We start from the raw sequence: 22,810 nt of genomic DNA on the forward strand, positions 1-22,810 counted from the left end.
TATTATCAGGAGGAAAAAAATGTCAGAAAAAAAGTATGTTTATGATTTTAATGAAGGCGACATGAATATGAGAAGCCTACTTGGCGGAAAAGGTGCAAACCTAGCTGAGATGACAAACATTGGACTTCCGGTACCTCAAGGCTTTACAATCTCTACTGAAGCTTGTCTAAGATTTTATGATGAGGATAAAAAACTTTGGCCTGACCTCTTATTAGAAATCGACAAGCATTTAGAAAATGTTGAAAAACTTCAAGGCAAAAAATTCTCCGACCCTCAAGACCCACTACTGTTTTCAGTTAGGTCAGGTGCTGCAATTTCAATGCCAGGTATGATGGATACCATTCTTAATCTTGGGCTAAATGATGAAACAGTAAAAGGCTTAGCAAGAACTACAAACAACGAAAGATTTGCGTATGATTCCTATCGTAGATTTATCCAAATGTTCTCTGACGTTGCTATAGGGATACCTAAAGCACTGTTTGATGCAAAACTTGATGGCATGAAGGAAGAAAAAGGCGTCAAAAATGATACAGATTTGAATGCAGAGGACTTAAAAAATTTAGTTGAACAATTCAAAAAAGTATACAAAGAAGAAATGAAAGAGGACTTCCCACAAGAACCAAAAGTGCAGCTACAAAAAGCAGTTGAAGCAGTATTTTCTTCTTGGAACAACAACAGGGCAAAAGTATACAGAAAATTAAATAATATTTCTGATAGCCTAGGTACAGCAGTAAACGTACAATCAATGGTATTTGGCAACAAAGGAGCAACATCAGGTACAGGAGTTGCATTTACTAGAAATCCGGCTACAGGCGAAAATAAATTATTCGGAGAATTCCTTATGAATGCACAAGGCGAAGACGTTGTTGCAGGTATAAGAACTCCGGAAAGCATTGATAAATTAAAAGAAATAAACGAAGATGCTTACAATCAATTTGTTGAGGCAACTCACACACTGGAAAATCACTATCACGATATGCAAGATATAGAGTTTACTATCGAAGAAGGAAGACTATTCTTTTTACAGACAAGAAATGGTAAAAGAACAGCTGAAGCAGCAGTAAAAGTTGCTGTAGACCAAGTAAAAGAAGGACTAATCGATAAAAAAGAAGCGATAATGAGAGTTGAACCAAAACAACTTGACCAGTTACTTCACCCGGCATTTAAAGCAGATGCTCTTAAAAAAGCAGTTTCTGTAGCTAAAGGTTTACCTGCGTCACCTGGAGCAGGCTCAGGTAAAATATATTTTAATGCCGAAGATGCAGTTGCAGCTGCAAAATCAGGACAAAAAGTATTATTAGTAAGACAAGAAACATCTCCTGAAGATATCGAAGGTATGATATCTGCTGAAGGCATACTTACAGCAAGAGGCGGTATGACATCTCACGCTGCTGTAGTAGCCAGAGGTATGGGTAAATGCTGCGTAGCCGGCTGTAGCGAGGCAAGAGTTGACGAAATATCAAAAACTATGAGGATTGGTGAAAAAGTTTACAAACAAGGCGATGTTTTATCTCTTGATGGTTCTACTGGTTCAGTTTATGATGGCGAAGTAGCAAAAGCTGAACCTGAACTAACTGGTGACTTTGGACAGTTTATGGACTATGTAAATGAAATCAAAAAACTAGGTGTATATACTAATGCTGATACACCAAGAGATGCTAAACAAGCTGTAAAATTTGGAGCAGAAGGTATAGGACTTTGCAGAACAGAACATATGTTCTTTGATGAAAAAAGAATTCCGGCAGTTAGACGTATGATTTTATCAAAATCCGTTGACGAACGCAAAAAAGCCTTGGCAGAAATCTTACCAATGCAAAAAGAAGATTTCATAGGCATTTATCAAGCTATGGAAGGTAGACCGGTAGTTATAAGATTACTTGACCCTCCTCTACATGAATTCTTACCAAAAGAAGAAAAAGACCTTAAAGCTATCGGAGAGTCAATGGGAATATCCTATGACGATGTTAGAGATAGAGTGTTAGAACTAGCAGAATTTAACCCAATGCTTGGGCACAGAGGTTGCAGACTTGGCATAACATATCCTGAAATATCAAGAATGCAGGCAAGAGCTATAATAGAGGCAGCATTGGAGGTTAAAAAACAATATCCGGTATTAAAACCTGAAATAATGGTACCACTTGTTGGTCATGTAAATGAGTTAAAATATGTAAAAAAACAAATGGTTGATGAAATAAACAAAGTATTTGAAGAAAAAGGCGAAAAAATAGATTACCTAATAGGTACAATGATAGAAGTGCCAAGAGCGGCAATAACAGCTGATGAAATAGCAAAAGAGGCAGAATTCTTCAGCTTTGGTACAAATGATTTAACTCAGATGGGATTTGGATTTTCAAGAGATGACTCCAGTAAATTCTTAGCAGACTACGAATCAAAAAATATTTTTGATTTTAAACCATTTGAAACAATAGACCAAGAAGGCATAGGTAAGCTTATGAAGATGGCGGTAGATTATGGTAAACAAACTCGCCCTGACATCATTCTTGGTATATGCGGAGAGCATGGTGGAGACCCTGCGACAGTAGAATTCTGCCACAAGCTAGGACTAAACTATGTATCTTGCTCACCATTTAGAGTACCAATCGCAAGATTAGCTGCAGCACAAGCGGTAGTAAAAGAAAGCAAATAAAATTTTTTGTCAATTATCATATGTATAAAATTATCTAAAAAAATTGATTTTTTGCTAATAATCTGATATAATAATCTAAGACAAAATATAAGACTATTCAAGAGTGGGTCAATTCCCACTCTTTGTTTTTACATAAAACTGATTAATTATGTAAAAAGGGAGGAATTTATGAGCAAAAAAGTAGAACAGCGTGCTCAAGAATTAGTAGAAAAATATATCTCAAAAGAGCTTGAGCTGGTTGACGTAGATTATGTAAAAGAAAATGGTGAGTATTATTTAAGAATATTAATAGATAAAGAAGGTGGAGTAAGTCTTGATGATTGTGAGGCACTAAGCAGAGCCCTAGACGATAAGCTTGATGAGGCGGATATTATTCCGGATGCTTATTATTTAGAAGTATCATCACCCGGCTTAGACAGAGAGCTAAAAAAAGAAAAAGATTTTATAAGAGAAAAAGGTAAAAAAATCTTAGTTAAGCTTTACAAAAAATCAGAGTTGGGTAAGGAGTTTACCGGAGTATTAGAAGGCTTAGACGAAGATAAAAATCTATTAATAAATATAGATGGAAAATCCCATACAATAGAAAAAAAGGATATAGCAAAAATAAATCTTCAGGATTTTGATTTTTAATCAGTTATAGAAATTAAAGCCGGAATTAAAAATTTTATTTGACTTTAATTTAATATATAAAGTAATAAAGCAGGTAAGTACGATTTAGGAGGAAAATTAATGAACGCAGAGTTTTTAAAAGCTCTAGAACAAATTGAAAAAGAAAAGGGAATAAAAAAACAAGTTTTAATCGAAGCGGTGGAGCAGGCAATACTTAACGCTTACAAAAAAAATTACGGAAGTAGTGATGATGTTGTAGTTAAGATAGACGAAAAGACCGGTGAAATTAAAGCTATAAATCACCTCTTGGTAGTAGACGATGAAACAGAGGATATCGCCGAAAACGAAGTAACTCTTGAGTATGCAAGAGATTTCTACGGCAAACAATACAAGGTTGGAGATACCATTGAAGAAGAAAAAATCCCAGCCAACTTTGGACGTATAGCTACTCAGGCTGCTAGACAAATAGTAGTACAAAAAATTAAAGAGGCTGAAAAAGACATCCAATATGACCAGTTTAAACAAAAAGAGGGAGAAATAATTACCGGTACAGTCTCTAGAATGTCTAGGGGTACAGTTTATATTGATATATCTATAATAGGTGACAATGACCTGACAATTTTATCTGAAGGAATTTTACCGGTATCTGAGCAAATGAGCACAGACAGCTATAAAATCGGACAAAGGCTAAAATGTTATATCAGTGAAGTAAAAAGAAATAACAATAAAGCACAAGTAGTCCTTTCAAGAGTACATCAAGATTTTGTAAGAAGATTATTTGAGCTTGAGGTGCCGGAAATTTATGATGGTACAGTAGAGCTGGTTAGCATAGCTAGAGAAGCTGGTTCTAGGACAAAGATGGCAGTAAAAAGTAACATGAAAGATGTAGACCCAGTAGGAGCTTGCATAGGAGCAAAAGGACAAAGAGTTAGAAATATTGTTGATGAAATAAATGATGAAAAAATAGATATAATTGAGTACAGTGATGACAAGGTAAAATACATCACAGCGGCACTGTTACCGGCAAAAGTTACCAGCGTGACAATTTTAGAAGACGAAAAAATCGCAAATGTAATAGTACCGGATGACAAACTTTCCCTTGCAATAGGTAGAGAAGGACAAAATGTTAGATTAGCAGCCAAGCTTACTAATTATAAGATTGACATAAAATCAGAAAGTAATGCTCAAAACGAAACGTCATCAGAAATACCACAAGACGAGGAAATGCAAGAGCAAACAGAAAAAGAAGTTACTCAAGATTAGGAGAAAGAGCAACAAATGAAACAAAAAAAGGTACCTATCAGAAAATGTATAGTATGCCATGAAAGTGGTGAGAAAAAAAATCTTATAAGAATAGTGAAAAATAAAGATGGAGAAATATTTTTGGACCCTACCTATAAAGCCAATGGCAGGGGAGCTTATGTGCATGAAGATAAGGAATGTATTGACAAGCTAATCAAAACTAAAGGTCTTGATAGAGCCTTTAAAATCAAGGTAGACCAAGAAGTATATGAAAAGATAAAAAGCGAGTGCACTGCAAATGAATAAAGCAAAAATTCAAACATTACTTGGATTTGCAATGAAAAGTGGAAAATTATCCCTTGGAGAAAATGCAGTATTAGAAACAATAAAATTTGGCAAAGCAAAAATAGTTTTTATAGCCAGCGATGCCTCACAAAATACATCAAAAAGATTATTAGACAAGTCAAATTATAGACATATACCTGTTTGTATGGATTTAGACAGATATGAACTAGGTAAAGCAATTGGTAGAGAATATTGTATGAGCATAGCGTTGAAAGATAAAAACTTTGCTCTAGGTATAAAAAAAGAAATGGGAGGTAATGCTATTGAAGAAAAAGAGGATATATGCAATAGCTGATGAATTAGGAATATCAAGCAAAGAACTTATAGAGAGATTAGCTGAATTAGATTACACAGTATCTAGTCCACTTGCCACATTTACAGAAGAAGAGGCAGAAGCAATTGTGGAAATGCTCCAAGAAGAAAAAGTTCAAACAAACAATATAAAACCATCACAAAAGGATAAAAGGTCATCAAAGACTTATGATAAAGCACCTGAAAAACATAATGCACAACAAGCTGTTCATAAGGCAAAAGAGCATACTAAAAAACATACACATGAAAATAATAAAACTTTAGACCAAAAACCTGAAGCAGTAGAAACAAAGCATACAGAGCATAAGCCAAAGCAAGAACATCATCAAAAAAATACAGCTAAGAGTAATACTAACGAGCACTCACAAAATCAAAAATCAGCACAAAAGTTTGTAGAAAAACAGCAACCATCATCGCAGCAAGAACATCATGGAGAAGAACAAAAACATAATAACAAAGGCAAGAGTAAAAACGAAGAAGTAGAAACAGAACAAACAGAAATAGTACAACTTGACGAAACTGTTTTAGTAGGTGAATTTGCCAGTCAAATAGGTGTGCCTGCCACACAAGTTATAATGAGCCTTATGAAAATGGGTATAATGGCGAATATAAATCAGCATATCAAATATGAAACAGCAGAAAAAATTGCCTTTGAATTTGATAAGCTAGTTGAGCCATTACAAAAAGAAGAAGAAAAAGAAGACGTTGTAATTAAAGACGACTTAGAAGAAGATTTATTACCAAGACCTCCAATCGTAACAGTAATGGGACACGTTGACCATGGTAAAACCTCTTTACTTGATGCGATAAGAAATACAAAAGTAACCGCAGGAGAGGCAGGCGGCATTACTCAGCACATAGGTGCATATGAAGTCTATGTAAACAACAAAAAAGTAGTATTTCTTGATACCCCAGGACACGAGGCTTTCACTCAAATGAGAATGAGGGGAGCGCAGGTTACAGATATAGCGATACTAGTTGTAGCGGCAGACGATGGTATAAAACCACAGACAATAGAGGCTATTTCCCATGCAAAAGCAGCAGGCGTACCTATAATAGTAGCTATAAATAAAATAGATAAAGAGGCGGCAAATATAGAAAGAGTTAGACAAGAGCTTTCTGATAATGGACTGCTTGTAGAAGAATGGGGCGGAGATATTATAGACGTGCCAATATCTGCAAAAAAGAACCAAAACATAGACAAGTTGCTTGAAATGATACTATTAGTTGCTGAAATGGAAGAACTAAAAGCAAATCCAAATAGACCAGCCGTTGGTACAGTAGTAGAGTCTAACTTGGATAAAGGAAGAGGACCTGTTGCAACAGTTATAGTTTCAAATGGTACACTAAAAGTAGGAGACCCGGTAATAGCCGGTACTGCCTATGGTAAAATCAGAGCCTTGATAAATGATAAAGGCAAAAGAGTTAAAAAAGCACCACCATCAACACCAGTAGAAATATTAGGTCTTGATGAAGTGCCAATGGCTGGAGATAGATTTATCGTAATGCAAAGCGATAAAGCAGCAAAAGCCATTGTTGAAAAAAGAAGAATTAAGAGCAGAGACGAAAGACTTGAGGCATCATCAAAAATAACACTTGAAGATGTATTTGATAAGATGCAAAAGGGTGAAATAAAAGAATTAAAGATTGTTTTAAAAGCAGACGTTCAAGGCTCATTAGAGGCAATAAAACAATCATTAGAAAAAGTTTCATCAGAGGAAGTTAAAGTCAGCGTAATCCATGGCAGTGTCGGAGCAATCACAGACTCAGACGTAATGCTTGCATCCGCATCAAATGCAATAGTAATTGGCTTCAACGTAAGACCTTCCGCGTCAGTTATAGCGTTGTCAGATAGAGAGCAAGTAAATATCAGAACATATAGAATAATCTATGAACTAATAGAAGATATCGAAAAAGCCATGAAGGGTATGCTAGACCCTGAATTTAAAGAAGTAGTAATAGGACAGGCAGAAGTAAGACAAACCTTCAAGGCATCAGGCATAGGCACTATCGCAGGTAGTTACGTTGTATCAGGAAAAATCAAGAGGAATTCAAGTGCAAGACTTATAAGAAACGGCATAGTTATATATGATGGAGAAATAAGCTCACTAAAGAGATTTAAAGACGATGCCAAAGAAGTTGCACAAGGCTTTGAATGTGGTATAACTCTTGAAAAATTCAATGACATAAAGGAACAAGACGTTATCGAGTCTTATGAAATGCAAGAAATAGAAAGATAGGTTTGACATGAAATTTGAAAGAACACAAAGAATTGAGCAGGAAATCAAAAAAGTAATTACACAGATGCTCATTGAAGGACATATAAAAAATACAGTTATTACCGAAACGACTTCACTCATATCAATAGTTGATGTCAGAGTAGTTACAGACCTAAAGTACGCTTATGTATATGTGAGCGTACTTGGAGGTAATAAGGATGAAATAGTTGCTGCACTTCAAAAGTCAGCCGGCTTTATACGTTCACAAATAGGTAAGAGAGTTAAATTAAGATATACTCCTGAGCTTATTTTTGAAAGAGACGATACTATAAAGACAGCTATTGAAATGATGGAAAAAATTAATAAAGTCCATCATGATGACGAGGAAAAAGAACTACAAGCAGCTAAAAATATAGAAGAAAAAACTTCTACAAATCAAAACTTAGATAAATAATAAAATCGGATTTTGGTTTAATTGTTTAAGAATAATTTAATATATTTATAATATATTGATGTTCTAATATTTTAATTATACTTGCAAAGGGGTATTATGCAGCAAATTATTGACTATTTAATAAACAACGATAATTTTTTGATAACCAGTCACGTTGCTCCGGATGGAGATAACATAGGGTCGAGTATAGCACTTTGCAAATTTTTGCAAAATATTGGAAAAAACGCATATCATGTATTGGACGATAATGCTCCCCAAAGCTTATCATACATTACATCAAAGGTTAAAATATATAAAAGCTCAGACGTACAAAACCTTTTTAATGATGCACCGTACAATATAGTAGTCCTTGATTGTGGCAATAAAGTCAGAGTGTGCATTGATAAAAAAATCTTGGATAATGCTGTAAAAGTCGGATGTATTGACCATCACGAAAGCAACGAGCTTTTTGGAGATGTCAATTATTTGGTTAAGACAGCCTCATCGACTTGCGAAATAGTCTATCAAATTATGAAAAAAATAGACGAAACAAAAATCGATGAAATTGTTGCAACCGCTCTTTATACAGGACTTGCCACAGATACAGGTCATTTTAAATTTGATTGCACAAGTCAAAGCTCATTTTATATGGCAGCGGATTTACTTTCAAAAAATGCAAAAAAACAAGATGTGGTAAAAAATATTTATCAAAGTGATGATTACAACTACAAACGCATGGAGGCAAATCTTGTCTTAAATGAAATGGAAAAACTTGACGAAATTTGTGTAATGACACTTACACAAGACATTTTATCCGAATTTGGCATAGATATGAAGGACACTGAGGACTTGGTAAATAATACACTAAATATCCAAGGTGTAGAGCTAGGTATACTTTTAAAAGAAAAATCTAAAAATATAGTAAAGGGTTCATTAAGGTCAAAACAAAGAGTTGATTGCAACCAAATTGCCAAGCACTTTGGCGGGGGTGGACACATAAGAGCAGCAGGCTTTACTATAAATGATATTAATATAGAAGATGCAAAAAAATTAGTATTAGATTATGTGAAAAATTATGTGTGATGGTATAATAAACATTTTAAAACCTACCGGTATGACATCTCATGATGCAGTAGCAAGGGCAAGGAAAATACTTGGCATAAAAAAAATAGGTCATACAGGCACGCTGGACCCGAATGTAGCCGGGGTAATGATACTCACTGTAGGTAAAGCTACAAAGTTGACAGAAATACTCCAAGCAAGCTACAAAAAGTATAGATGCAATATGGTATTTGGCAAACGTACTGACTCCTCTGACACCTACGGAAAGGTAATAAACGATGGAGCAAGGACGGATTTTTCCATGGATGAATTAAGCTTGGTTTTTAATTCATTTATTGGTCAAAGCACACAGATACCCTCCCAATTTAGTGCAGTTAAAGTAGGTGGGAAAAAGCTTTACAATATTGCTAGAAGTGGTAAAGAAATACCTGATATACCTCAGAGAAATATTTTTATTAAAGAAATAACAATATTAGACTTCAAGGATGGGGAAGTTACATTTGATGTCACCTGCTCAAAGGGGACTTATATCAGAGTGCTTGTAGACGATATTGCAAAAAAGCTTGACACATACGCCTATGTTAGCTGGCTTATAAGAATAGGACTTGGAGATTTTGAAATTACAAAAAGTAAGCTTATAGACGAAATTACAAAAGAAGATATAATTTCACTTGAGGAATTAAACATCAATGATGCTAAAAAAGTAATACTTGATGATTATATGCTAAAAAGATTTGTCAATGGATTAAAAGTTACAGTGACTTATCTAAAAAAATTTGATTATTCAAAATCCGGATATTACAAGGTATATGACAGTAAAAATAATCTAGTCAGCATTGCACAGCTAGTGGATGGAGATTTAAAAAATAAAGTATTTTTATACAGGTAATATATGAATATAATTGAGGACTTCAATAAAAAAGACGACAAAAAGAGAGCTATAACCATGGGAAGCTTTGATGCACTACATAAAGCTCATAGACTTCTCATAGAAAGCACTGTAGAAATTTCAAAACAAAAAAATGCTACACCTTCAGCTATAACATTTTGCTATAAGCCTAATTTGAAAAAGAAAAATAATGGCAAATATATTTTGCCAAAAGAAGAAAAGATTAGACTTTTTGAACAAATGGGTATAGCTGATTTGTATTTAGTTTTTTTTGATAAAAAAATTAAAAGTATGTCAGCAGACCAATTTGTAAAAGACATCTTAGTAGACAATCTTGGAGTGACAGACCTAGTTTTAGGAGACGATGCGAGATTTGGCAACGATATGCTTGGAGTGGACGAGCTTGAAAAGATTTGTAAAAAGCATAATGTACGGTTTAAAGTAATTGGAGAAGTAAGGATAAACGACAAGCGTGTCAGCAGCACATTAATAAGAGAAATGTTGGATAAAGGCATAGTTGGAGCTGAATTGGAACAATATTTAGGCAGACCGTATATAATTTCGTCGGAGGTTGTCCATGGAAATAATTATGGCAACAAAATCGGTTTTCCAACTGCAAACTTGGAAATCGGACTTGAGCAGATAATGCCAAAAAACGGAGTATATTATGCCGAATGTATAATAGATGGTGAAAAATATGTCACAGCTATCAGCATAGGCAACAAACCAAGTGTTAAAAACCCTCACTACGGCTTAGAGGCACATATACTTGATTTTGACAAAAATATCTATGGCAAAAAAATAACAGTTATACCAAAAAAATATTTAAGGGCTGAGATAAAGTTTGACAAGATAGAAGATTTAGTATTGCAAATGAACAGCGATGTTGAGACGGTCAGAAAATTATCAAATGGAACACTTAACTGATTTAGTTTTTACTTAATTGGTATAAATATAATAGTATCAAAAGCTTTAAAACTTTTTAATATAGATTAATATATAGAAAGGGAAAAAATGCGTAAATGTAGCGAGTGTCATGAAAATGTAGCTGTACTTTATGTTCAGGACCAACACGATAGAACAAAATTGCGTGGACTATGCTTGTCTTGTGCAAAAAAGCTAAATGTACCGGGACTTGATGAAATGTTTGACAAATTAGGCGTAGATTCAGATAATATAGATGTTATAACTCAGCAAATGAACGATTCAGTGGAGCTGTTTGAAGAAGAAATAAAAAATTCTGATGGCGGTTCTCTTGATGAAGTGATTAGCAACCTGAGCAACAATAAAGCCTTTGCCGAAATGACAAGGAAATTTTCAGATATACTGGACAACAAGAAAAAACCATACAAAGAAGATAATTCATCACAATATTCAGACGAAAAAGAAGAAAATAAGGCTTTATCAAATATAAAAGCTAACGAGGAAAGTAATAGCAGTGATGAAGATTTAATAGATATAAGCACATTTGAAGACGAAATGAAAAAAATCTTCGGTTCGACTAGAAAAAATAATATCTTTGAAATAAATATAGGTGGCTCACCTGACAATTTTTTGGATTATGACTATTCTGATAGCGAATATACGCAGCAAGACTCCAAAAAATCAGATAAATACGGCGATTCAAAGTCTAAGAGAAAGAAAAATATGAAGACTCTTGAAAAGTATGGAAAAAATCTGACAAATATGGCTAGAGAAGGCAAAATTGATAAGGTCATAGGCAGACAAGAGGAAATAAACAGAGTCATACAGATATTAAATCGTAGGACAAAAAATAATCCTGTATTAATTGGTGAACCGGGAGTAGGTAAAACGGCTATAGCAGAGGGCTTAGCCTATAAAATAGTAAATAGTGAAGTACCTGAAAAACTTTTAGATGTTGACATAATACAGCTAGACATGGCATCAATGGTGGCAGGTACTCAGTTTAGAGGACAGTTTGAAAGCAGACTAAAAGGCATAATTGACGAGGCAAAGAATGCTAAAAATGTGGTACTTGTAATCGATGAGCTCCATACAATAATGGGGGCAGGAGAGGTTGCAGGAGGAAATCTTGACGCAGCTAATATCCTAAAGCCGGCACTAGCAAGTGGAGAAGTGCAAGTATTAGGTGCAACAACACTTAATGAATACAAAAAAACAATTGAAAAAGACAAAGCACTTGAAAGAAGATTTCAGAGCGTATTAGTTGAAGAACCAACCGAAGAAGAAACCATAGAAATAATAAAAGGTCTTAGACCCTATTATGAAGAATATCACAAGATAAGATTCAGTGACCAAGTGATACAAGAGGCTGTCAGACTTTCAAAAAGATATATAACAGATAGATATTTACCTGATAAAGCAATAGATGTAATTGACGAAGTCGGGTCAAGGACAAATTTAACCAACGAATATATACCAAGAATAGACGCAATAAATGAGTCACTTGAAACAATTGCAACAAAAAGAAATGAGGCAATGCAAGACCAAGACTACGAAAAAGGTGCAAATTATCAGCTTGAACAGCTTAAACTTGAAGATGAATTAGAAGAACTAAAGAAAAAAGAATATATAGAAGTTACAACTGATGACGTTGCAGATGTGATACAGCAATGGACAAAAATCCCAGTAAAAAGACTTATAGATAAAGAACAGACAAAGCTGGCTAATCTTGAACAAACGCTAAAACAAAAAGTAATTGGTCAAGACAACGCAGTTGAAACAATTGCAAAAGCTATTAAAAGAAATAGAGTAGGTATATCAGGAGTTAAAAAACCAAGCTCATTTATTTTCGTTGGACCAACCGGAGTAGGTAAGACACATCTTGTAAAGCAACTTGCAAAAGAAATGTTTGGTCTTGAAGATATGATTATCCGTATGGATATGAGTGAATATATGGAAAAACATTCCGTAGCAAAAATGGTTGGAGCACCTCCGGGATATGTAGGCTTTGAAGAAGGCGGACAACTGACAGATAAAGTAAAAAGAAAACCATACAGCATAATATTATTTGATGAAATAGAAAAAGCTCACCCTGATGTATTTAATATGCTTTTACAGATATTAGACGAGGGCAGACTTACAGATGCACAAGGCAATACAGTACACTTTGAAAATACAATAATAGTCATGACTTCAAACATAGGCACGACCTATAAATCAAGTAACCTTGGCTTTGGCTCAAAAAATGAAAGCGAAATGGATAAAGAAAGAATAAATGACTCATTAAAAGCCTCTTTCAAACCGGAATTTTTAAACAGGGTCGATGAAATAGTAGTGTTTAATAAGCTAGAAAAAGGAGATTTAAGAAAAATAGTCGATTTAATGCTACAAGACCTACAAAAGGCAGTTGCTTTAAGAGGAATAAAACTTAATATAAGCGATGAGGTCAAAGACTTTATAGTTGAAAAAGGTTATGATGAAAAATATGGAGCAAGACCACTTAGACGCACAATACAAAAATATATAGAAGACGAAATTGCAGATGCAGTGATAAAACAAGATATATCTAAGTTTAATGAATTAAGATTAAATATGCTTGGTAGAAAAGTATTACTAGATGCAGTGAATTAAAGCCATAAATATAACAATATTAAAAAATCGATAAAATATAATAAAAACTTTCTTTGGTATACAACTTACCATTTTAAAGGGAAATATAAAAACTTTAACAATAGCTAAGACTTACGTCTTGGCTATTTTTTTAAGAAAAAAATTGACTAGATAGTTCTGTTTTGAAAAATTGAATAAATACAATTAATTGTATATTTGCAATCGGTTTTAAACATTTGCATACAAACAAAGCTAATAAAATGACAAAAAAATAATTTACAAAATTCAATAATTATGAAATTGAAATTGAATAATATTTTAATCAGTCTTATAAAAAATGTTTATATTCAACATTTTTAATACTATAAAATCAAAATATTATAAATAAGAAAATGGAACGATTTTTGCTATACAACTATTTAATAATATTTTTTTGAGGAGGGTAAAAGATGGGGGCAAAGGTTTTAATTGAGAAAAAGAACGAAAGTGTATCATTATTAACTCTAAATAATCCTGATACTTTAAACGCATTGAGTACGGATTTTATGTATGATATTAATGAGGCAATTGATATAATTGAAAACGACAAAAGCGTTAAAGTGTTAATTATTACCGGGGTTGGCAAAGCCTTTATTGCAGGAGCGGATATCAAAGAAATGATTGAGCTTACGCCGGCACAAACGCTTGAATGGGGGCAATTAGGCAGTAAATTAAATACAAAAGTAGAAAATATGCGTATACCTGTAATAGCCGCCGTAAATGGATTTGCATTAGGTGGAGGCTGTGAGCTTGCCATGGCTTGTGATATTAGAATAGCGTCTGAGAAAGCTAAATTTGGTCAGCCGGAAGTGGGTATAGGAATTACTCCGGGAGCAGGTGGCACTCAAAGATTGCCACGATTAGTAGGCATTGCTAAAGCAAAAGAGCTTTTATATACAGGAAAAATCATAGATGCAATAGAGGCAGAAAAAATAGGACTGGTAAACTCAGTAGTACCGGCTGACGAATTGCTGCAAAAAGCTATGGAAATGGCAAATGAAATTTCAATGCAAGCACAAATTGCAGTGCAGGAATGTAAAAGACTGATAAACAGTGGAATACAAACGGATATAAATACAGGACTTGCACTAGAGCTGCAAGCGTTTAGTCTTTGCTCATCCACGCAGGATAAACAAATAGGAATGGGTGCATTCATCAGAAAGGAAAAGGAAAAAAAATTTATATATAAGTAGGAAAAGAATTTGTTGTCTAAAATAAATTTGTTTACTTTTGAAGAGGGTATATCTGATAAAATAATATTTAGCATAGAATCTGGAGCAACTGGTGGAGTACCTGCAAGTGGAAGGGGTACAGGTGCATCATTTAATCCGGAAGCTATACTGAAACAGCTTGATATATTTGACTTTTATGATGGAGGAGGTCTTGACATAGGGTACTTAGGCTTGGCTAAAGCTGACGAGGATGGCAATGTAAATGTATCAAAATTTGCCGGCAGAGTAACCGGACCTGTAGGTTTTATAAATATTACTCAAAATGCTAAAAAAGTATGTTTCTTAGGTACTTTTACAGCAGGAGAGTCTGAGATTGAAATAAAAGATAGAAAAGTAAATATTATAAAGGATGGAGAAATACTAAAATTTAAGAAAAAAGTTGAGCAAATAACTTTTTCAGGAGAGTATTCAAAAAATAATGATAAACAGGAGGTTTATTTTATAACACAAAGATGTGTTTTTAAATTAACCAACAATGGGCTAGAGTTAATAGAAATAGCACTCGGAGTAGGTTTAGAAAAAGATATTTTAAATAAAATGGAATTTGTACCGAAAATATCAGATGATTTGAGGTTAATGGATTCACGCTTATTTAATACAGATAAAATGGGTTTTGAAATATAAAATTAATAAAAAACTTCTAATTTTAAATTATTCTTTAAAATTAGAAGTTTTTTATTTTAGCTATTGATTAACATTTAGTTTATTTATTACATATTAGTCCATTTCACTAAGGTGTTTCCAATATTTTTTTGGCATGAAATTTCTTTGGCATCTTTCATTTTTCCTACTTTCAATACTCATAGCTTTGTGATAGGTTTTCCAAAGTGTTTCAAAATCGTCTTTATATTCAAGGTATGGTTTCATTTTTTCTTTTGACATACTTAGTAGCTGCAAATTTCCATTGTTGTGCATTACCAGTGTTTCTCTGTTTAAATCGTATATGAACCAGTTTTCATTTGGGTATCTTTTTCTAAAGTGGTTTCCGATGATTGGTATTATATTATGTGTAGGCTCTATTACTGAAAATAAATAGTTGTTTATCTGCTTAAATCTCACAAGTCCATATAATTTGTGTCTTTCTGCTAAAACTTTTTGACTTAATTTCAGCACGTCTATGACTGTATGATTTGATATGTTATTTATGATTTTGTCACCATATTTAAAGCCTAAGACTATAAAGTCTAATATTTTAAGCTCTTTATTTGGTGTATCGGATAAAAATGCGTTGTAGACTATATTTAAAAAGTCAAAGGAGAGTTTGTTTTCTATAGCGTCATAGACAGTGTTAAAATTATTATCATCAGATACAATAGCTTTTGTTTTAATAAAAAATTCTATTTGTTCATCGTCAGTTTTGATAGCTACAAGCTTGTCTTTGTCCTTGTAAAATGTATATACGCAGCATAAAAATCCCTCAAAAGAGCCGTCATATATATAAGTATATTTTTTGTCAGTGTCAAGCATATAACCTCTCAAGTTAAAATTTTTTATACTACATATTTGCTTAAATCTATAGATAGCTGTTCGTAGTTGTCTTCTTTTTTATTTGGGATAATTTTTGAGCGAATTATTTGACTATCCATTGAAAAGTCACCGTAAAATTTACCGTTGCAGGTGATGAAATATTTTGCTCTTTTCAGCACTACGCCCAGTTTTTTTAATGTGTCATAAGATAGATTGGCATATCTTCTAGCTCTTACAATCCTTTTTGCACTTCTAACTCCAACACCCGGTATTCTAAGCAGCATTTCATAGCTACATCTATTTATCTCTACTGGGAACAGATTAATATTATTTAGTGCCCAGTTGCATTTTGGGTCAAGCTCTAGGTCAAAATTTGGATTTTTTTCATCCAATATCTCATTTGCTGTAAAACCATAAAATCTAAGTAGCCAATCGGCTTGGTAAAGTCTATTTTCTCTTTTAAGCGGTGGTGCTGTATTTAGTGCGGGTAAATTGCTATTTTGCGAAACCACTGGTATATAAGCGGAGTAGTATACTCTTTTTAGTTTAAATCTGTTATACAATGTTTCTGTCAAATTTACTATGGATAGGTCACTTTCAGGAGTTGCTCCTACAATCATTTGTGTGGTTTGTCCGGCTGGCATATATTTTGGTGCATTTTTAAAACGCTTTTGCTCATCTGCAATTTGTAGTGTGTAATTGGTCATGTGGTTCATTGGTAAAAATATGCTCTTTTTAGTCTTTTGAGGTGCTAAGGCTATTAGACTTTTTTCTGATGGCAGCTCTATATTTACACTCATTCTGTCAACAAGGCTTGCAACCTTATCTATAAGATTACTGTCTGCACCGGGAATTGCTTTCATATGAATGTAGCCGTTGTAATTTTCTTCGTATCTGAGCTTGTATGCCACTTGATACATTAAATCCATTGTATTATTCGGATTTTTATATACTCCGCTACTTAAAAACAACCCCTCTATGTAATTTCTCTTGTAAAAATTAATGGTCAGGTCTACGATTTCTTGAGGTGTAAAAATGGCTCTTTTTACTTCATGATTAGAGCTTCTGTTGATGCAGTAGGCACAATCATATATACATTTATTTGTCATCAAAATTTTTAGTAGTGACACGCACCTGCCATCACTAGTCCAGCTATGACAAATACCGGAGTAATGAGCGTTACCTATACCGCCCGTATTGTTTCTATTAGAGCCGCTGGAGGAGCATGATGCGTCATATTTTGCAGCATCGGAAAGTATTTTTAGTTTTTCTTCAAATTCAATCTTTTCATTATATCTTATTATGTTCATAAAATTTACCAAAGTTACAAATTATGAAAGAACTGTGCTATAATAATTATACAAACACATTTTACCATTAGTATTTGTTAAAGTCAAACTTATATTAAATGAAGTTAAAGTTCATTTTTCAATTAATATTTTACAATTACTGGATTTATTTTTAAAAGTATGCTTTAATAAATCTACTAACATATAATTTTATATTAAATATAGTTAATAGTGATATGCGGGGGAAAAAATGAAAAAAACTGAAAATATTTGTGAAAAAAATAACAGTAAATCTTTAAATTTTTGTGAAGATATCCCTTGTACGCAAATAAATAGCTATATTGAAAGTATATTAAATACAGTTCAAGATGGTGTATATATTACTGATGGAAAGTCAAAGACGATATTTTTGAACAATGCTTATGAAAAATTATCCGGCACTAAAAAGGAGTTATTTTTGAATAAAACCATGACTAGAATTATCGAAGAGGGGCTTATTGATAAGTCGGGCACAATGGAGGCATTAAACTCAAAAAAAGAGATAACTATGAACCAAACTCTAAATAATAAAAATCAAGTGCTAATTACCTCTACTCCTTTATTTGACCTTGATGGTAATATCAACCTAGTGGTTACTACTGTAAGAGATGTGACCCTAATAAACAGTTTAAAAAACGAATTAAATAGGACGACATTGGACATGAACAAGCTAAAAAGCTTAATTCATGAAAAAGATGGCATCGTATATCAATCAAAGCAAATGGAGAACACAATACTTACAGCAAAAAAAGTAGCGGTGTATGACACGTCAGTGTTAATAAGTGGAGAAACAGGAGTCGGAAAGGACATAGTTGCAAGAATAATACATAAAAACAGCAATAGAGCAAACAAACCGTTTATAGATATCAACTGTTCAGCCATACCTGAAAGCTTGATGGAGTCAGAGCTGTTTGGCTATGAGGGCGGGAGCTTTACAGGTGCACTCACAAAAGGCAAGAAAGGAATATTTGAGCTTGCAAATGGAGGCACTCTATTTTTAGACGAAATAGGAGAGCTGTCGCTTAATATGCAGGCAAAGCTCCTTAAAACATTGCAAAACAAAACAATCAGAAAAATCGGAGGCTCAAAGGAAATACCGATAGATGTCAGGATAGTCAGTGCAACAAATCAAGACTTAAAATCAATGATAGAAGAAAAAAAATTCCGCGATGACTTATATTACAGGATAAATATAATACCAATTGAAATATTACCGCTTAGAAAAAGAAGAGAGGACATATTGTTGTTGGTAAACCATTTTTTAGAAAAGAGCAACGAAATCAATCATGAAAATAAATTTTTTTCTAAGGAGGCGTTGCTTGCGCTTTATAATTATGATTTTCCGGGAAATGTTAGAGAGCTGAAAAATCTTGTTGAACGCAGTGTTGTACTGAGTAGAGACGATGAGATACAGTTAAATGACCTACCAACAGTAATTAAAATCAGCGACTTCCAAGAAAAATCATTTGAATTGAAAAAAGGTGTAAATTTTAAACAAGCAGTGGATAATTTTGAAAAAATGGTAATTAAAAACGCATTAGATAATTCAAGCACTTCAAAAGAGGCGGCAATTAAATTAGGGATGAATGAGTCTACTCTGACAAGAAAAAAACAAAAGCTGGGAATAATTTAAAATGGCAGAGTAGTATAAAAAAAATTTATTATTGCAAAAATGCAATATATTTCATTTATGCAATAGATTGAAAGTGCAACATACTTTGCAGATTTAACAAAAATAATTTCGAATAATCAATTTTAAAATAATTCATTTTAATAATAAAAAGTAAAAATAATAATTTTGCTTAAATTTCTGAAAAATTTCATTGAAATTCTAAGCAAAATTATTTTTTTATTAAATTTTATAAATTTGGCACGTTTTTTGCTATTTAATAAAGCGTAAGTAAAAGTTTTCCTAAGCGTTTTTAAAATAGGAAAATTAGAATTGATATTCATAATTTAAATTTAATTTATTTTGCAAAGGAGAAATTAACATGGCACTTATGACAGGTAAACAGTACATTGAAAGCTTGAAAGCATTAAAACCAAAGGTATACATCTTTGGTGAATTAATTGATGACCCTACATCACATCCTATATTAAGACCTTCAATCAATTCAGTAGCTATGACATATGACTTAGCACATGACCCTGAGTACGAAGATGTAATGACAGCTACAAGCCATTTAACAGGCGAAAAAATAAACAGATTTTGCCATATACATCATAGTACAGAAGATTTGGTTAAAAAAATCAAAATGCAAAGATTATTAGGTCAAAAAACTTCAAGCTGTTTCCAAAGATGCGTAGGTATGGACGCATTCAATGCAATTTATTCAACTACATATGAAATAGATAAAAAATATGGCACTGAGTATCATGAAAGATTTAAAAAATATTTACTAATGGCTCAAAAAAATGACTGGACAGTTGATGGAGCTATGACAGACCCTAAAGGTGACAGAGGACTATCTCCATCTCAACAGGAAGACCCGGATTTATTTGTGCATATCGAAGAAATAAGACAAGATGGTATAGTTGTATCCGGAGCAAAGGCTCACCAAACAGGCTCTATAAACTCACATGAACATTTAATCATGCCTACACAAGCTATGAAAGAGGCTGACAAGGATTATGCAGTAAGCTTTGCAGTACCTACAAACGCTGAAGGTGTATTCATGATTTATGGTAGACAATCATGTGATACAAGAAAACTTGAAAAGGATGTAGATATAGACCTTGGAAATAACACATTTGGCGGACAAGAAGCATTAGTTATATTTGACCATGTATTCGTACCAAATGAAAGAGTATTTATGTGTCAAGAATATGAATATTCAGGTATGCTAGTTGAAAGATTTGCCGGATATCATAGACAATCTTACGCATGTAAAACAGGCGTTGGCGATGTACTTATCGGTGCAGCAGCCTTAGCGGCAGATTACAATGGAGCAGCAAAAGCAAGCCACATCAAAGATAAAATTATTGAAATGCAACACCTAAACGAAACAATGTGGGCATGTTCACTTGCTTGCTCTTATGAAGGAACAAAGACTGAGTCAGGTGCATATTTAATCAACCTATTACTTGCCAACGTATGTAAACAAAACGTTACAAGATTTCCTTATGAAATAGCTAGACTGGCTCAAGACCTAGCCGGCGGTATCATGGTTACAATGCCATCTGAGGCTGACCTAAGAGGAGCTGAAACCGGAAAATGGGTTAAAAAATATCTTGCCGGCAAAGTTGGCATGGATGTAGAAAATAGAATGAGAGTATTAAGACTTATCGAAAATCTATGCTTAGGTACAGCGGCAGTAGGATATCTTACTGAGTCAATGCACGGTGCAGGCTCTCCTCAGGCACAAAGAATAATGATAGCAAGACAAGGCAACCTAGAGGCTAAAAAAGAAATGGCTAGAAAAATAGCTCATATTGATACATCCAAAGATAACGTTACAAAATAGAGGCTATTAGTAGTATCTAATAAGACATTAATTCAATATAATAGATTTTAATAATAAACCCCTTTCAAATTCGGCTAGAGATGTTGGCAAATAACATCTCTAGCACTGGATTTGAAAATGTAGTTAAAGTAAGTTGTATTTTGACAGTCAGTAGTTATATATAAACTTAGAAATAGATTTTTTATAAAAAACAATAGAAATAGATTTAAAAATTGACAAATATTTAACTATTAAAAAAACTGACTGATGATAAAGCAAGCAAGGAGGTATCATGGATTTTATACAAGAATATAAAAATAAATTAAAAACGCCGCAAGAGGCAGTTAAAATGATAAAATCAGGTGACAGAGTTGTAGTGCAGCACGCCACCGGAGAACCTTTAGCCTTAGTAGATGCGATGGTAAAAAATAAAGATGCTTATGAAAATGTGGAAATAGTCCACATGGTAGCAATGGGAAAAGCTGAATATTGCAAAGAGGGCATGGAAAAACATTTCAGACATAATGCTATCTTTGTAGGTGGCTCTACAAAAAAAGCAGTAGCAGAAGGAAGAACAGATTTTACTCCAACATTTTTCTTTGAAGTTCCTAGACTTTTTAAAAATAATTTACCTGTAGATGTTGTGCTGATACAAGTTACTCCTCCAAATGAAGATGGAGAAGTGAGCCTTGGTGTATCTTGCGATTACACTACACCGGCAGTAAAAAGTGCAAAGCTTGTAATTGCTCAGGTAAATAAAAATATGCCTTGGACATATGGAGCTACTGTATTAAACTTGGATGAAATAGATGTTTTTGTTGAACATGATGAACCAATAATTGAGCTTGGCAAACCAAAAATCGGTGAGATTGAAAAAATGATTGGTAAACATTGTGCTGAATTAATTCAAGATGGAGACACACTACAGCTTGGTATAGGAGCTATACCTGATGCAGTATTATCTTTTTTGGGTGAAAAAAAAGATTTGGGTATTCACTCAGAAATGTTTGCTGATGGAGTAGTTGACCTTGTAAAAAAAGGTGTAATAACAAACAATAAAAAGAAAACACACGCAGGTAAGCTAGTTGCAGCATTTTTAATGGGTACTAAGGACTTATATGATTTTGTAGACCATAACCATGATGTGCTGATGATGCCGGTTGATTATGTAAATAATCCAACGGTTATTATGAAAGAAGATAATATTGTAAGCATAAATTCATGTATACAAGTAGATTTGATGGGGCAAGTTGTATCAGAGTCCATCGGAGATATGCAAATAAGCGGAGTAGGTGGACAAGTAGACTTTGTAAGGGGAGCTTCCATGGCAAAAAATGGAAGGTCAATAATAGCAATGCCTAGTACAGTCAAGGGTAAAACTTCAAAAATTGTAGCAAAGATAGATGATTATGCGGCAGTTACGACAAGCAGAAATGATGTGGACTACATTGTTACAGAGTATGGTATAGCACACCTTAAAGGGCAAACTCTAAGAGAAAGGTCTAAAAGATTGATTAAAATTGCTCATCCGGATTTTAGAGCTGATTTAATAAAATATCATAATGAAAAATTTCATGACAATTTTTCGCTTTAATTTTGCGTAAATAATATAAAGAACTATAAGATAATCAAGTATCAGGTTGTTCAATCCAAAATATAAATCTTAACTTAAAGACTTGGTGCTTGATTAAATTTTAGTTTAAAATTTAAAGAGGAAGGCGAATGGAAGAGTTATTAATTAAAACAGGACGCATAGTAGACGAGCAGATAAGACCTTCTATCAATTCGCATGGTGGCGACATTACAATAGTTGGCTTGGATAAGGAGGTACTAACTATAAAATTGACAGGACATTGTGCAGGGTGCCCCTTGTCACAAATATCGACTGCTCAATGGATAGAAGAAACGATTAATAAGAGTATGGGAACAGATTTAAAAGTTAAGGTTTACAATGAAGTAAGTGATGAATTATGGGATTTTGCAAAAACTATTTTAAGAAAACAATAATG

At 33.5% G+C, this 22,810-nt stretch carries 19 protein-coding genes; 17 read left to right on the forward strand and 2 right to left on the reverse strand.

The annotated features are described in order from the left end of the window. The first annotated feature begins 19 nt into the window (after positions 1–19). The 13 genes from ppdK (at position 20) to BBG48_RS06875 (ending at position 15,187) form a co-directional block, all read left to right on the forward strand. A complete protein-coding gene (ppdK, locus tag BBG48_RS06815; protein WP_068914076.1) occupies positions 20–2,647 on the forward strand; it encodes a pyruvate, phosphate dikinase in 2,628 nt (875 codons plus the stop codon). Between the two features lie 168 nt (positions 2,648–2,815). After that, positions 2,816–3,277 (forward strand): ribosome maturation factor RimP, encoded by a 462-nt coding sequence (locus tag BBG48_RS06820; RefSeq protein WP_068914077.1) that lies wholly within the window; start codon positions 2,816–2,818, stop codon positions 3,275–3,277. A gap of 99 nt (positions 3,278–3,376) precedes the next feature. Continuing rightward, entirely contained in the window at positions 3,377–4,519 is a 1,143-nt protein-coding gene (gene nusA / locus BBG48_RS06825) for a transcription termination factor NusA (protein WP_068914078.1), read from the forward strand. 15 nt (positions 4,520–4,534) lie between these two features. Next, on the forward strand, positions 4,535–4,804 hold the full coding sequence (gene rnpM, locus BBG48_RS06830; RefSeq protein WP_068914079.1) for an RNase P modulator RnpM: 270 nt from the start codon (positions 4,535–4,537) through the stop codon (positions 4,802–4,804). Next, entirely contained in the window at positions 4,797–5,138 is a 342-nt protein-coding gene (locus BBG48_RS06835) for a L7Ae/L30e/S12e/Gadd45 family ribosomal protein (RefSeq protein WP_068914080.1), read from the forward strand. Before rnpM ends, BBG48_RS06835 begins: the two co-directional genes overlap by 8 nt. Beyond that, on the forward strand, positions 5,107–7,395 hold the full coding sequence (gene infB / locus BBG48_RS06840) for a translation initiation factor IF-2 (protein ID WP_068914081.1): 2,289 nt from the start codon (positions 5,107–5,109) through the stop codon (positions 7,393–7,395). Before BBG48_RS06835 ends, infB begins: the two co-directional genes overlap by 32 nt. 7 nt (positions 7,396–7,402) lie before the next feature. Continuing rightward, positions 7,403–7,828: a 30S ribosome-binding factor RbfA gene (gene rbfA, locus BBG48_RS06845; protein WP_068914082.1), complete on the forward strand. Its 426-nt coding sequence runs from the start codon at positions 7,403–7,405 to the stop codon at positions 7,826–7,828. 96 nt (positions 7,829–7,924) lie between these two features. Then, the gene (locus BBG48_RS06850) at positions 7,925–8,890 is read left to right on the forward strand and encodes a DHH family phosphoesterase (RefSeq protein ID WP_068914083.1); all 966 of its coding nucleotides are present in this window, start codon (positions 7,925–7,927) and stop codon (positions 8,888–8,890) included. Continuing rightward, positions 8,883–9,758, forward strand: a complete 876-nt coding sequence (truB, locus tag BBG48_RS06855; RefSeq protein WP_068914084.1) for a tRNA pseudouridine(55) synthase TruB — start codon at positions 8,883–8,885, stop codon at positions 9,756–9,758. The genes BBG48_RS06850 and truB overlap by 8 nt, the downstream gene beginning before the upstream one ends. 3 nt (positions 9,759–9,761) lie before the next feature. Beyond that, positions 9,762–10,685 carry a riboflavin biosynthesis protein RibF gene (gene ribF, locus BBG48_RS06860; protein WP_068914085.1) on the forward strand — a complete coding sequence of 308 codons (924 nt, stop codon included), beginning with the start codon at positions 9,762–9,764 and terminating at the stop codon, positions 10,683–10,685. 87 nt (positions 10,686–10,772) lie between these two features. After that, on the forward strand, positions 10,773–13,313 hold the full coding sequence (locus BBG48_RS06865; RefSeq protein WP_068914086.1) for an ATP-dependent Clp protease ATP-binding subunit: 2,541 nt from the start codon (positions 10,773–10,775) through the stop codon (positions 13,311–13,313). Positions 13,314–13,741: 428 nt separating this feature from the next. After that, positions 13,742–14,524: an enoyl-CoA hydratase-related protein gene (locus BBG48_RS06870; RefSeq protein WP_068914087.1), complete on the forward strand. Its 783-nt coding sequence runs from the start codon at positions 13,742–13,744 to the stop codon at positions 14,522–14,524. Between the two features lie 12 nt (positions 14,525–14,536). Beyond that, on the forward strand, positions 14,537–15,187 hold the full coding sequence (locus BBG48_RS06875) for a hypothetical protein (RefSeq protein ID WP_144015615.1): 651 nt from the start codon (positions 14,537–14,539) through the stop codon (positions 15,185–15,187). A gap of 93 nt (positions 15,188–15,280) precedes the next feature. On the opposite strand, the gene BBG48_RS06880 is transcribed toward BBG48_RS06875, so the two are convergent. Together BBG48_RS06880 and BBG48_RS06885 are read right to left on the reverse strand one after the other, a co-directional pair. Further along, positions 15,281–16,030 carry a TIGR03915 family putative DNA repair protein gene (locus tag BBG48_RS06880; protein ID WP_094754502.1) on the reverse strand — a complete coding sequence of 250 codons (750 nt, stop codon included), beginning with the start codon at positions 16,028–16,030 and terminating at the stop codon, positions 15,281–15,283. Between the two features lie 23 nt (positions 16,031–16,053). Further along, positions 16,054–17,340, reverse strand: coding sequence for a putative DNA modification/repair radical SAM protein (locus BBG48_RS06885; RefSeq protein WP_068914090.1), 1,287 nt, complete (start codon positions 17,338–17,340; stop codon positions 16,054–16,056). A gap of 229 nt (positions 17,341–17,569) precedes the next feature. Here BBG48_RS06885 and BBG48_RS06890 point away from each other — a divergent pair, with 229 nt between their 5' ends. The 4 genes from BBG48_RS06890 (at position 17,570) to BBG48_RS06905 (ending at position 22,808) form a co-directional block, all read left to right on the forward strand. After that, positions 17,570–18,991 (forward strand): sigma-54 interaction domain-containing protein, encoded by a 1,422-nt coding sequence (locus tag BBG48_RS06890; RefSeq protein ID WP_094754503.1) that lies wholly within the window; start codon positions 17,570–17,572, stop codon positions 18,989–18,991. A gap of 358 nt (positions 18,992–19,349) precedes the next feature. Then, positions 19,350–20,822 (forward strand): 4-hydroxyphenylacetate 3-hydroxylase family protein, encoded by a 1,473-nt coding sequence (locus tag BBG48_RS06895; RefSeq protein ID WP_068914091.1) that lies wholly within the window; start codon positions 19,350–19,352, stop codon positions 20,820–20,822. Positions 20,823–21,093: 271 nt separating this feature from the next. Further along, positions 21,094–22,395 carry an acetyl-CoA hydrolase/transferase family protein gene (locus BBG48_RS06900; RefSeq protein WP_068914092.1) on the forward strand — a complete coding sequence of 434 codons (1,302 nt, stop codon included), beginning with the start codon at positions 21,094–21,096 and terminating at the stop codon, positions 22,393–22,395. Between the two features lie 128 nt (positions 22,396–22,523). Further along, the gene (locus BBG48_RS06905; RefSeq protein WP_068914093.1) at positions 22,524–22,808 is read left to right on the forward strand and encodes a NifU family protein; all 285 of its coding nucleotides are present in this window, start codon (positions 22,524–22,526) and stop codon (positions 22,806–22,808) included. The last annotated feature ends 2 nt before the right edge of the window (positions 22,809–22,810 follow it).

Source organism: Criibacterium bergeronii, from assembly GCF_001693775.2.
Classification (GTDB): Bacteria; Bacillota; Clostridia; order Peptostreptococcales; family Filifactoraceae; genus Peptoanaerobacter; species Peptoanaerobacter bergeronii.

What these genes read in the sequence shown, in the direction of transcription:
- BBG48_RS06835 (WP_068914080.1), top strand. Translation starts at nt 4,797, where the DNA reads ATGAATAAAGCAAAAATTCAAACATTACTTGGATTTGCAATGAAAAGT.
- BBG48_RS06820 (WP_068914077.1), top strand. Translation starts at nt 2,816, where the DNA reads ATGAGCAAAAAAGTAGAACAGCGTGCTCAAGAATTAGTAGAAAAATAT.
- BBG48_RS06905 (WP_068914093.1), top strand. Translation starts at nt 22,524, where the DNA reads ATGGAAGAGTTATTAATTAAAACAGGACGCATAGTAGACGAGCAGATA.
- BBG48_RS06890 (WP_094754503.1), top strand. Translation starts at nt 17,570, where the DNA reads ATGAAAAAAACTGAAAATATTTGTGAAAAAAATAACAGTAAATCTTTA.
- ribF (WP_068914085.1), top strand. Translation starts at nt 9,762, where the DNA reads ATGAATATAATTGAGGACTTCAATAAAAAAGACGACAAAAAGAGAGCT.
- nusA (WP_068914078.1), top strand. Translation starts at nt 3,377, where the DNA reads ATGAACGCAGAGTTTTTAAAAGCTCTAGAACAAATTGAAAAAGAAAAG.
- BBG48_RS06900 (WP_068914092.1), top strand. Translation starts at nt 21,094, where the DNA reads ATGGATTTTATACAAGAATATAAAAATAAATTAAAAACGCCGCAAGAG.
- BBG48_RS06870 (WP_068914087.1), top strand. Translation starts at nt 13,742, where the DNA reads ATGGGGGCAAAGGTTTTAATTGAGAAAAAGAACGAAAGTGTATCATTA.
- truB (WP_068914084.1), top strand. Translation starts at nt 8,883, where the DNA reads ATGTGTGATGGTATAATAAACATTTTAAAACCTACCGGTATGACATCT.
- ppdK (WP_068914076.1), top strand. Translation starts at nt 20, where the DNA reads ATGTCAGAAAAAAAGTATGTTTATGATTTTAATGAAGGCGACATGAAT.
- BBG48_RS06880 (WP_094754502.1), bottom strand. Translation starts at nt 16,030, where the DNA reads ATGCTTGACACTGACAAAAAATATACTTATATATATGACGGCTCTTTT.
- BBG48_RS06865 (WP_068914086.1), top strand. Translation starts at nt 10,773, where the DNA reads ATGCGTAAATGTAGCGAGTGTCATGAAAATGTAGCTGTACTTTATGTT.
- rbfA (WP_068914082.1), top strand. Translation starts at nt 7,403, where the DNA reads ATGAAATTTGAAAGAACACAAAGAATTGAGCAGGAAATCAAAAAAGTA.
- rnpM (WP_068914079.1), top strand. Translation starts at nt 4,535, where the DNA reads ATGAAACAAAAAAAGGTACCTATCAGAAAATGTATAGTATGCCATGAA.
- BBG48_RS06850 (WP_068914083.1), top strand. Translation starts at nt 7,925, where the DNA reads ATGCAGCAAATTATTGACTATTTAATAAACAACGATAATTTTTTGATA.
- BBG48_RS06885 (WP_068914090.1), bottom strand. Translation starts at nt 17,340, where the DNA reads ATGAACATAATAAGATATAATGAAAAGATTGAATTTGAAGAAAAACTA.
- BBG48_RS06895 (WP_068914091.1), top strand. Translation starts at nt 19,350, where the DNA reads ATGGCACTTATGACAGGTAAACAGTACATTGAAAGCTTGAAAGCATTA.